Annotated in this window: 10 protein-coding genes and 4 pseudogenes; 5 read left to right on the top strand and 9 right to left on the bottom strand. The window is 61.1% G+C overall.

Annotated elements, in window-relative coordinates:
* Together ACGVJ8_RS04335 and ACGVJ8_RS04330 are read right to left on the bottom strand one after the other, a co-directional pair.
* Nucleotides 1-212 (bottom strand): hypothetical protein (locus ACGVJ8_RS04335; protein WP_392345755.1); only part of this gene is annotated, 212 nt, incomplete at its 3' end.
* Nucleotides 213-428: 216 nt separating this feature from the next.
* Nucleotides 429-1,241 carry a hypothetical protein gene (locus ACGVJ8_RS04330; RefSeq protein ID WP_392345753.1) on the bottom strand — a complete coding sequence of 271 codons (813 nt, stop codon included), beginning with the start codon at nt 1,239-1,241 and terminating at the stop codon, nt 429-431.
* Between the two features lie 257 nt (nt 1,242-1,498).
* Between ACGVJ8_RS04330 and ACGVJ8_RS04325 the strand changes: the two are divergent.
* The 3 genes and pseudogenes from ACGVJ8_RS04325 (at nt 1,499) to ACGVJ8_RS04315 (ending at nt 3,681) form a co-directional block, all read left to right on the top strand.
* A pseudogene (locus ACGVJ8_RS04325) lies at nt 1,499-2,262 on the top strand (ATP-binding cassette domain-containing protein).
* Nucleotides 2,263-2,274: 12 nt separating this feature from the next.
* Nucleotides 2,275-3,023, top strand: a pseudogene (locus ACGVJ8_RS04320) (ABC transporter permease).
* Nucleotides 3,024-3,057: 34 nt separating this feature from the next.
* On the top strand, nt 3,058-3,681 hold the full coding sequence (locus ACGVJ8_RS04315; RefSeq protein ID WP_392345752.1) for a TVP38/TMEM64 family protein: 624 nt from the start codon (nt 3,058-3,060) through the stop codon (nt 3,679-3,681).
* Here ACGVJ8_RS04315 and ACGVJ8_RS04310 read toward each other — a convergent pair.
* The 3 genes from ACGVJ8_RS04310 to ACGVJ8_RS04300 are packed head-to-tail and all read right to left on the bottom strand — an operon-like array spanning nt 3,657 to nt 6,293.
* A complete protein-coding gene (locus tag ACGVJ8_RS04310) occupies nt 3,657-3,842 on the bottom strand; it encodes a hypothetical protein (RefSeq protein ID WP_392345750.1) in 186 nt (61 codons plus the stop codon). The genes ACGVJ8_RS04315 and ACGVJ8_RS04310 overlap by 25 nt on opposite strands.
* Nucleotides 3,839-5,881 carry an NAD-dependent DNA ligase LigA gene (ligA, locus tag ACGVJ8_RS04305; RefSeq protein ID WP_392345748.1) on the bottom strand — a complete coding sequence of 681 codons (2,043 nt, stop codon included), beginning with the start codon at nt 5,879-5,881 and terminating at the stop codon, nt 3,839-3,841. The genes ACGVJ8_RS04310 and ligA overlap by 4 nt, the downstream gene beginning before the upstream one ends.
* A complete protein-coding gene (locus ACGVJ8_RS04300) occupies nt 5,874-6,293 on the bottom strand; it encodes a hypothetical protein (RefSeq protein WP_392345746.1) in 420 nt (139 codons plus the stop codon). Before ACGVJ8_RS04300 ends, ligA begins: the two co-directional genes overlap by 8 nt.
* Nucleotides 6,294-6,337: 44 nt before the next feature.
* Here ACGVJ8_RS04300 and ACGVJ8_RS04295 point away from each other — a divergent pair.
* Nucleotides 6,338-6,912: pseudogene (locus ACGVJ8_RS04295) on the top strand (SprT family zinc-dependent metalloprotease).
* 105 nt (nt 6,913-7,017) lie between these two features.
* A complete protein-coding gene (locus tag ACGVJ8_RS04290; RefSeq protein WP_392345744.1) occupies nt 7,018-7,539 on the top strand; it encodes a hypothetical protein in 522 nt (173 codons plus the stop codon).
* Here the strand turns inward: ACGVJ8_RS04290 and ACGVJ8_RS04285 are convergent.
* The 4 genes and pseudogenes from ACGVJ8_RS04285 to ACGVJ8_RS04270 all read right to left on the bottom strand — a co-directional run.
* Nucleotides 7,536-7,973: a hypothetical protein gene (locus ACGVJ8_RS04285; RefSeq protein WP_392345742.1), complete on the bottom strand. Its 438-nt coding sequence runs from the start codon at nt 7,971-7,973 to the stop codon at nt 7,536-7,538. The genes ACGVJ8_RS04290 and ACGVJ8_RS04285 overlap by 4 nt on opposite strands.
* A 90-nt stretch (nt 7,974-8,063) precedes the next feature.
* On the bottom strand, nt 8,064-8,663 hold the full coding sequence (locus tag ACGVJ8_RS04280; RefSeq protein ID WP_392345757.1) for a chorismate lyase: 600 nt from the start codon (nt 8,661-8,663) through the stop codon (nt 8,064-8,066).
* Nucleotides 8,660-9,316 (bottom strand): pilus assembly protein PilZ, encoded by a 657-nt coding sequence (locus ACGVJ8_RS04275; RefSeq protein ID WP_392345740.1) that lies wholly within the window; start codon nt 9,314-9,316, stop codon nt 8,660-8,662. The genes ACGVJ8_RS04280 and ACGVJ8_RS04275 overlap by 4 nt, the downstream gene beginning before the upstream one ends.
* Nucleotides 9,317-9,340: 24 nt before the next feature.
* Nucleotides 9,341-9,969, bottom strand: a pseudogene (locus ACGVJ8_RS04270) (tRNA uridine-5-carboxymethylaminomethyl(34) synthesis enzyme MnmG); the annotation flags it as partial.

The following is a 9,969-nucleotide window of genomic DNA, read 5'->3' as shown; positions in this document are numbered from 1 at the left end:
GTGCGAATAAGAGTTAGGTCATTCTCATCGGTGCTAGCGCGTTCTGTAATTCGGCCAAGGATTAAATTGCTATTTTGGATGGGACTGCTCGCATAAAAATCTCTCTTGCTGACGCTTTTTGTGTGGATATTTTTATGATTTATTTCGCATGCTTTTGATAGTTCTGCATATTGAATATAAGCAGGAGAGCCCGGCTCTTTTTTGCCTGCCATAGATGGATTTTTCCATCACTTCCTGTGACGATTAAGCAGCTAATGTGTTTATCCTTTTCAAGGATTCTTAGGAGTAAAGTGTTAATATTTATGTAATTAGATGTTAAGACGTTTTCGTTTGGCTCTAGTGAAATTGTTTTGACTTTTTCTGAAGGTTGATCCTGCTCTGTTCTTTTGGGTTGTGTAGGATTTATCGATCTGCGCCCAGTAGAGCAATTAATCCACAGCTGGCAATAAGCGCAGTGGAATGCTGCTATGCCGAAAGATACGCAGCGCTTTGTTGATGAATATTTGAATTTTCAAATTTCTACTCATTTGTATATATTTTTCGAGACCAAGATTTATGAGTTGAGCATAATCTCGATCATAGTCGGCTTTGACAGGTCTCTTGATCTGAATCTGATCGAAAAGATTGCTCATTTTGGGGTCGCTTGCAATGTCTAGCCAAGTGCCTTGGATATTTTTAATTTCTTCTAGAGCGAGCTTGCTGTGTGCTGAGAATGGATGTACAGGGTCGGGGTATCCCTTTGTCTCGCACAAAATTGTGAGGTTAGGTTTTGATTTATTGCTTTCTTTGTTTGCAACTATAATGCCTCTAAGCAGACTTTGTTCGTCTCTTATGATTAGTAGGTAAATGCTCTTCATTATCACTTGATGGTACGAATTCATGAAGGCGTAATCGATTGGTCTGGTCTTTAATTGCTCCTCGAACAAAGGAATTGTTGATTGTTGCTTGAGTTTAAAGCAGATATTGGTTCGCTTATCAAGTTTAGTAAGAAGAGGCCAGTAATCTGCCTGTATCCTTGAGGTGGCGAATTGTGGAGCAATGGATGCTGTGCGTTGTGTTGCTTGTTGTGAATTGCTTCCTGCGCAATTTTGTAGGTCACCGTTTTGCTTTTGTGTTGGTTTGATTTTGGTTTTTCTTCGCGCTAAATCATTCTGGCCGCAACCTGTTGTTAATTCGATTAAGACGATAAGGATTGTCTTTGCTATTCCTTTGCGGTGTCGACGCTTTTCTTTGATTGCCATGTCGGCGCTGAATTCGTGTTTGTTAATTAATTAACTCTCTGCGTTTGGCGTCTGTCTGCTGAGGTTTGGCTCTATGGGTGTTACCCATTCTGTATTTAGTCTTTCACTAACGCTTGCTTTTGCCATTGTTGGGTTCCGTTGCCGGGCTGCGCGTCTCCTTGATGATTCTCTCGGGAATTATTAGCGATGCGTTTGTTTTAGATTTTTGTTGCTCCCTTTAGTCTGAGCTGGGGTTTGAATCATTGCTGAGCACTTAGTTGATCACCGTTAATGACTTAAGTAAGATCTATCGGGTTGCCGAGAAGCAGCCCGGGCTGGCCGGCACCCTGCGCCATTTCGTCCGCCGCCTCATCCCGGACGTAAACCCGGTGCAGAACGTCTTCTTCCGAATCGAGTCCGGCGAGATGGTGGCTTTCTCGGCGCCAACGGAGCCGGTAAAACCACCACCTTGAAGATGCTCTGCAGCTTGATCCACCCCAGCGCTGTCAGGCTGAGTTCCTGCGCCGAATCATCCTGGTGATAGGGCAGAAGCAGCAGCTGCTCTGGGACCTGCCGCCGATGGATTCGCTGCGGGTAAATGCGGCGGTCTACGGCATCCCCGATGCTGTGGCCCGGCGGCGGATTAACGAGCTGGCCGATCTACTGGAGCTTGGGGAGGAACTCACCCGGCCGGTGCGCAAGCTTTCCCTGGGCCAGCGGATGAAGGCCGAACTGTTGGCGGTGCTGCTGCACGAGCTGGAGGTGTTATTCTTGGATGAGCCGACGCTGGGGCTGGATGTGAATGCCCAGGTTCGGGTTCGCCAGTTTTTGGCGGAGTACAACCGCCGCATGGGGGCAACGGTGCTGCTCACCGGCCACTCATGGCCGACACACGGCGTTGTGCCCCCGGGTGCTGGCGGGCCAGTCGGTGGATCTGTCGGCGGGCTTCGGGGCGCAACTGGCTTGGAGCGCTCTGCTGTTGCCGCTGGTGCTGCTGCTCTGGCGGGCCGGCGTGCGGCGCTACAGCGCCATGGGGGCCTGATGGGGCACGGCCGTGGCAGTGCAGCTGGAGTATCAGGCCAATGTGCTGATTGAGCTGTTGGCGGTGGCGATGAGCCTCAGCGGCAGCCTGTTCCTGCTCTTGCTGTTCTATGGCCCCGATCAGACGTTGGGGGGCTGGAGCTGGGCCCAGGCCCTGATGGTGCAGGGGCTTTACACGGTGTTCGACGGCATGGCCACCACCTGGTTGCGCCCGAACCTCGGGGCGACCGTCACCCATGTGCGCGAGGGCACATGGGATTTCATGCTGCTCAAACCGATCGACAGCCAGTTCTGGTTGTCGTTGCGCACGCTGTCGCCGGCGGGCCTGCCGGAGATCGCTCTGGGGCTGGGGCTTTTGGCCTGGGGCAGCCATCAGGCCGGTGTGGTGATCAGCCTGTCTGGACTGTTCACCGTGTTGGTGATGCTTCTGGCCGGTGGCTTGATCCTCTATTCGCTGTGGTTTCTAATCGCTGCTACCAGCATCTGGTTCGTCAAAACCGGGAATGCCACCGAGGTGTTGCGGGCCCTGCTGGCCTCCGGCCGTTATCCCCTCAACGCCTATCCGCTATCCGCCAGCTTTGCGCTTGTTGTTCACCCTGGTGCTGCAGGTGGCGTTTCTCACTACGGTTCCGGCCCAGGTGCTGCTTGGAGACCTGCAGCAACATTGGTGCTGCAGGTCTGGGGCTGGCGATGCTGTTCTTTGCAGCGGCGCGGGCCTTTTGGCTCTTTGCCCTGCGCTACTACACCTCAGCATCCAGTTAGTGCAATGCTCCACGCCATGCGTGGGTGATTCCGCTTGATCTCCTTGGTTCAGCACTGGTTGCCGGATGTGTTGGAGCTGCTGCGCTCCCCCGCTGGGGCGTTGCTGTTCATCCCGCTCTATGCCCTCTGGGTGACGTTGCTGTTGCCGGGGGTGTGGGCGTCGATGCTGGCTGGGGTGCTCTATGGCACCTGGCTTGCCAGTGGCCTGGTGTTTGTTGGGGCGTGCCTTGGGGCGGTGGTGGTGTTCTTGCTGGGTCGTTCGGTGCTGCGCGACTGGGCCCGGCGCCGGTCGAAGCAGCTCCCCAAGCTGCAGGCGGTGGAGCGGGCCGTCAGCAAGGAGGGCCTGAAGCTTGTGTTGCTGACGCGCCTCTCGCCCGCTTTTCCCTTCTCGCTGCTCAACCTGGCCTACGGCCTCAGTGAGGTGAGCCTGCGGGATTACAGCATCGGCTTGATCGCTATCATCCCTGGCACCGTTTTGTTTTGCGGTTTGGGGGCGTTGGCTGGTGATGTGGCCCGTTTTGGTGAGGTGCTGGGGGGTGAGGCCGATGCCGGCGCCTGGGTGCTACGGGTGGTGGGTGTGCTCGCCACGTTGGCCGTGGTCTGGCTGGTGAGTCGAGCAGTCCGCCGGGCGCTTCAGGATGTGGAGACGTCGCTCTGATCGGGATTGGGCAGATGCCAGTCCCGCAGGGCAGCGATCAGGATGAACCAGGCCAGGCGCGCGCGGTCGGTCGGGCCAGTGCGCTGCTGCAGGTCAGCCAACTTGGCCCGTCCGCAGTCGGTCTTGATCCAGCGATGCAGGGCAGGGGTGGATGGGTTCATGGCTGCAGCATGGCGGTGAGGTCGGCTTCGCTGAGCACCGTCACCCCGAGGCTCTCGGCTTTGGTTAGTTTGCTGCCGATAGCTTCGCCCGCCACCAAGTAGTCGGTTTTTTTGCTGACGCTGCCGCTCACCTTGCCGCCAGCCGCTTCGATCAGCGCTTTGACCTCGCTGCGGCTCAGGTTGGGGAGCGTGCCCGTGAGCACCAGGGTCTTGCCCTGCAGCATGCCGTGGGCGTCAGCTCCTGTTTGGTTTACGGTCTCCTGCTCGGAGGCACTCGCTTCCAGGGAGAGGCCGACGCTGCGCAAGTCCTGCAGCAGCTGTTGGTTGGCGGGAGTGCGCAGCCATTGGCCAAGGCTGGCGCTGATTTCGGGGCCGATGCCATGCAGTTCGGCGATCTGCTCCGGGGCCTCCAGTGCCGCTGCTGAGAGGCTGTTGATGCTGAAGAAATTGACGGCGAGCGCTTTGGCATTGACCTCGCCGATGTGGCGGATGCCCAGGCCGTAAAGCTGGCGGTGCCAGGGCTGCTGTTTGGAGGCCTTCAGGGTCTCCACCAGGTTGGTGGCCGATTTGTCGCCCATTCGGTCAAGGCTGGCGAGCAGGGCTGCATCCAGGCGGTAGAGATCAGCCAGCGAGCCCACCAGGCCGCGGTCCACCAGCTGTTCGATCAACTTGCTGCCGAGCCCATCCACATCCAGGGCGCCCTTGCTCACCCAGTGCCGCAGACCACCCCGCAGGATCGCCGGGCAGCTGCTGTTCACGCAGCGTGTGGCGGCTTCATCGCCCTCTCGCACCAGGTTGGAGCCGCATTCGGGGCAGTGCTGCGGCAGCTGCACCGGGGTGGCGTTGCTGGGCCGGAGCTCCGGCAGCACCCGCACCACTTCGGGAATGATCTCCCCGGCTTTGCGCACCACGATGGTGTCGCCCAGATGCAGATCCAGTTCAGCGATCCGATCGGCGTTGTGGAGCGTGGCGCGGCTGACGCTGGTGCCGGCCAGGGTTACCGCTTCGAATTCGGCCACGGGGGTGATGGCACCGGTGCGGCCCACCTGAGCACCAACGCGGAGCAGACGGGTGGGGGCTTCTTCGGCGGGATACTTGAGGGCGATGGCCCAGCGCGGGGCCTTCTGGGTGAAACCGGCTTCGTCCTGCAGCTGGAGGTTGTCCAGCTTCACCACCACACCGTCGGTGGCATAGGAGAGGTCATGGCGACCCTGCTCCCAGTGGTCGCAGAAGCGATGGATGGCGGCCAGGTCGGCACAGAGCTCCCGGTTCGGGTTCACGCGGAAACCGGCCGTGTTCAGCCACTCCAGAGCCGCCCATTGGCCGGGGGGTTGGGCGTCACCCGGCAGGTGCAGGGTGTAGGCGAAGAAGTCGAGCCGGCGGGCGGCCACCACTTTCGGATCCAGTTGGCGCAGGGTTCCGGCGCAGGCGTTGCGGGGATTAGCGAACAGCGCTTCGCCCCGTTGCTCCCGTTCGGCATTGATCGCCGCGAAGATGGCATCAGGGATGAAGGCCTCTCCTCGCACTTCCACCCATTCCGGTGGGTTCTCAATCTGCAGCCGCAGCGGAATGGAACTGATCGTGCGCACGTTGGCGGTGATCTCTTCACCGCGGCTGCCATCGCCTCGGGTGGCGGCCCGCTCCAACACTCCGTTGCGGTAGCTCAGGGCGAGGGCGTTGCCGTCAATTTTCAGTTCCCCCACCAGGGGCAGGCGGGTGTCCTTGGGACGGTCCAGCACCTTGAGCAGCCGCTCGTGCCAGGCCTGCAGGTCGTCGCGGTTGAAGGCGTTGTCGAGGCTGAGCATGCCCACGCGGTGCTCAACGCTGGTGAATCCTTCAGCCGGAGCTCCGCCCACCCGCTGGGTGGGGCTGTCGGACCGTTGCAGGCCCGGATGGTTCTGTTCCAGCTCGAGCAGCTCGCGATAGAGGCGGTCGTAGACCGCGTCCTCCATCACCGGAGCATCGAGAACGTAATAAGTGTGGCCGGCACGGTTGAGCAGTTGCCGCAGTTCCGCGGCCCGCTCGTGCGGATCAGCCATTGACCTGGTTGATGCGGGCAATGCGCCAGTTGTCGTCCACCTTGGTGAAGGTGAAGTCGAGAGGGAGCTCTTCGTCTCCTTCAGATTTCAACTTCACGGTGAGGATCAAGTTGCCTTCCTGCACGCGGGGGCGGCCGGACTTGAGATTGCGGAACTTGTTCAGCTTGAGGTCGGCCAGGAAGCGGATGAACTGCTGGCGGCTCACGTGCTGGCGGTAGGCCTTTGTGGTGAGCAGGTAGGCGGCATCGATGCGGCCGGCAGCCACTTGGGTGAAGAACTGCTTGATCAGGGGGTTGATGCCGCGGGCGTCGAGCACCAACTTCACGGCGTTGTAGATCCAGTACCCCAGCAGGGTGAGACCCCCGGCCAACAGAGCTTTGCTGCCGATGTCACGCACCAGTCCCAGTTCCATCACCAATTCTCAAAGCAGGGCCGAGTCTGACTGACCACGGCAGGATGGCGCTGATTCGGATCCCCCCTCCGCGTTCTGTGCCTTTGCAGCCCCTGCTGCCGTTGTTTCACCGTCTCAACCGGGAGCATTTTGGCGGTGCTTTGGTGGATGGGGGGCAGCCTCTGACGGCGGTGCGCTGGAGCGATGGGCGGATGAGCTGCACGGCTGGATTTTACCGCCGTGGCCCTTGGGTGGGAGAGGGCCGCGGCAGTGAGATCGTGCTGTCGTGGCCGGTGCTCGAGCCGTTGCCGCAGAGTGCCACGGAAAGCACGCTCTGCCACGAGATGATCCATGCCTGGGTTGATCTGGTGCAGCGTCGCCGCGAAAGCCACGGGCCGCTGTTCCGGGCCCGGATGGCCGCCATCAATGCGGCCCAGAGCCGGTTTCAGGTGAGCATCCGCCACAGCTTCCGGTGCCGCCCCGCCCGCCTCGCTGGCTGGCGGTCTGTCCCCGTTGCGGCCGTCGCACCCCCTGCCGAAGGCGCACACGCAATGCCGCCTGCCGGGCCTGTTGCATCGAGCATTTTCACGACCGCTGGGATGCCAGCTGTGTGCTCAGCTATGTGGAGGCGGAGGGCTAGATGGAAGTGTTCTGGCTGACCCTGGAGTGCGGCGGTGTGGTGATTGTGTTGCTGGGATTGCGGCGGGAACAGTGGTTGCGCCGCCGTCGTCGGTAACGTCAGGGAATGGAGGAGCGCTTTGATCGGTTGGACCGGTTTCGTGATCATCGGGATCGCCGTCTCGACCAGTTCTTGGAAACCGGCCGTCAGCTCGTGGATGGAGTCTCCGGCCGGCGACCAGGGCAACGGCCCGGAGTGCGGCGCTCCGGTTTAGATCTCGATTCGGTGGGCCGTTGGGTCGGCGAAAAAGTTGAGTTGCTGCTGGAAGAGGACGACGACTGGCAAGACGCTGGCCGTGGCCGCCCGGTGCCCGTGCGCTCCATGCGTTCCGCCCGGCGCCCGCTTGATGCGATCTCCCGCCGGAGCCGCCGCGGAACAGCAGCTCAGGCTCCAGCGCCACCATCAACGCCGCCTGTGGCCCACGAGTTCAATGCAGACCAGGGGGAGTGGCCGGAGGACGACAGCTTCCGGGTGCAGCGCTGGTCACGCTCGGCCCAGCCCGCAGCCCGTCCGGAGACCGAAGCTGCGCCCAATCCCGGCGGCTCCCGTAGGGCCTTGCCACGCTCCAGCCGCCGCCGGGCCGACTAACGGCTGGGGTGCAATGAGCGTGGGCTGACCCGGTAGCGACAGCCCCGTGCAGCCAGTTGGTGGTTCACATCCTCGAGCAGCTCTCCGGGCATCTCTTCCGCCATCTGGTCTGCTGTGGCGGTGATCGATGGGGATCCCACTTGCAGGGCTTCCAGCAGTTGGGTCCACTGCTCCACTTGCAGGCTGCGGCTCATCGGCTCATAGCCCTGTTGTTCCAGCAGCTGGCTGCAGACCGTGCGGTTCCAGAGCACGGTGCGTCCCTGGCCATGGGGGCCGGTCTGCATGGCGGCATTGGCGTCGAGGGCGCTTTGGGTGGGGCGACCGCGACGGTCACGCCAGCCTTGATGTTCGAGGGTCTTGCCGCAGTGAATCGCTGAAATGCCGTAGATCCGGCCGAGGTCGGTGAGGCTGAGCCAGGAGGTGGTGGCAGCCATGACACGGTGAACCGAAGTGCACATATCTTCCCGAAAGCACAACCAATGGCAAGTTGTCAAGAGCAAATCCCAACAAACCCGCAGGTTTGTTCATGAATTTTGTTGAAACTCCTGGCGCAGCGTGGGCCCGAGCCAGGTTTCGAGTTGCGGGCTGAACACTTCGCGAATCACGGTGAGGGCCTTGCCTTGGCGGAAGAAGCGGTAATGGCGGCTCCAGTAGGGGCCGCGATGGCCAAAGGTTTGGTCCAGCCAATCCCCCTCCACCAGCGCCAAGCCATCCACTTCGCGAAACAGCTCGGAACGCCCTTCGGTGAGGCTTTTCCAGATCGGTTGGTTGCGGTCCCGTAGGTGCCAATCAGCTTCGGCTTGGTTCCACCAGCTCTCGGCCCAGGCCAGCGGGGTGCCGCCGCAGGTGAGCCACACCTGGCGGCGCAGCAGCGGTGCCATCAATTCCTTCACCTCCTCCGGTGCCCCGGGCTGGTCGGTCTGGTCGGCCTCCATGGCGATTAGATCCACGGCAACGGGGGAACCGGTGAGCAGACGCAGGTGGCGGGTCGGGCTGCCATCGCCCAGCAGCATCAGCCGCCAGGGGCCGGGTAGTTGACGTGGCCCCTCCGCTGAAAGTACGGCATCGGTGGGGGCTTGCCAGAGCTGGTGCGGTGATAGCTGAAGACGGGGGGCGGGGTTCAGAACAGTCCTCCTACCGAGAGGGTTTGGCGTTGGCCGTTGCGGCTGATCACGGCACCGCTGTTGGTGACGGCGCTGAGCACCCAGCCACTGCTGCCGATCGCTTCACCGATGCCGGCGGACACCGATCCCTGTCCCAGTTGAAAAATGGCCGAACTGCTGTCACCGGGGCCCTTCACCACACCGGTGAATTGGGGGATGGGTCCCATCGGCGCCAATGCCTGATCGCTGCCCAGGGGTTCAACCGTCAAGGGCTGTTGGATCGGCAGGGTGAGCGGTTCAAGGCTTTGGATGGCTAGCGACGCGTTCTCGGGCGTTGCTGTCTCTTCTGCGCGGGTGTCCTGGGCAGCCACCTGCTCGATCAGGGCGGCGCTCTGCTGCCGTTCCAGCTCCAGGCGGGAGTACTGCAAGCTACTCACCAGCCAAGCGCTGCAGACTACCCCGGCAACGGCGATGCCACTGATCAGCGGCAGCAGCCAGGTGGAGGTGGAGCGGCGCTCGGTTGCTGTGGTTGTTGGTTCGTGCACATCCACATCCACTGGCACCACCTTCGGCTGGGTTGTGGCGGTGACCATCTCACGGTCGAACACGTTGTCCATCACCTGCTCGGCCCGGAAGTTCCAGTAGGCACATGAGGTGGGAACCCGGGCTGACACTGCAGAGGTTTCAGGATTCCAACGCTATCGAGCTTCTGCGGTTGGGGCGAGGGGTTGGCGTTCCCTTTGCTGCAGTTCCAGCCACATCAACAGGGCGGTGATGTCGGCCTTGCTGACGCCGGGGATGCGGCTGGCTTGCCCCAGGGTGCTGGGTTGAATTGCCATGAGTTTTTCGCGGGCTTCATTGGAGAGGGTACCGATGCCGGCGTAGTTGAGATCGGCCGGAAGCTTGCGCTGGCTCTGACGTTTCACCTGATCGATCTGCTGCTGCTGGCGTTGCAGGTAACCGCTGTACTTGATGTCGATCTCGGCACCCTCCCGCACGGGCAGGGGCAGATCGGCATCGGCCAAGCCATGGCGCACCAGATCGGCGGCGTGCATGCCGGGCCGGCGCAGCAGGTCAGCCAGGGTGATCGAGCCTTTGATCGCTGCACCGGTTTCCTCTTCCACCGCCGGGGCCACCGGATCGCTCACCTTGAGCCGCACGGTTTCCAGCCGCTGCTTTTCGCCCTCCATCGCCTGGAGCTTGTCCTCGAACAGCTGCCAGCGGCGGTCGTCGATCAGGCCCAGCTCACGGCCCAACGGCGTCAAGCGGCGGTCGGCGTTGTCACCCCGCAGGATCAGGCGATATTCGCTGCGGCTGGTGAGCACCC

The organism is Parasynechococcus sp., assembly GCF_042954245.1.
Lineage (GTDB): Bacteria > Cyanobacteriota > Cyanobacteriia > PCC-6307 > Cyanobiaceae > Parasynechococcus.
The sequence above is the reverse complement of the archived record's forward strand: the minus strand, read 5'-3'. Positions and strand labels throughout refer to the sequence as shown.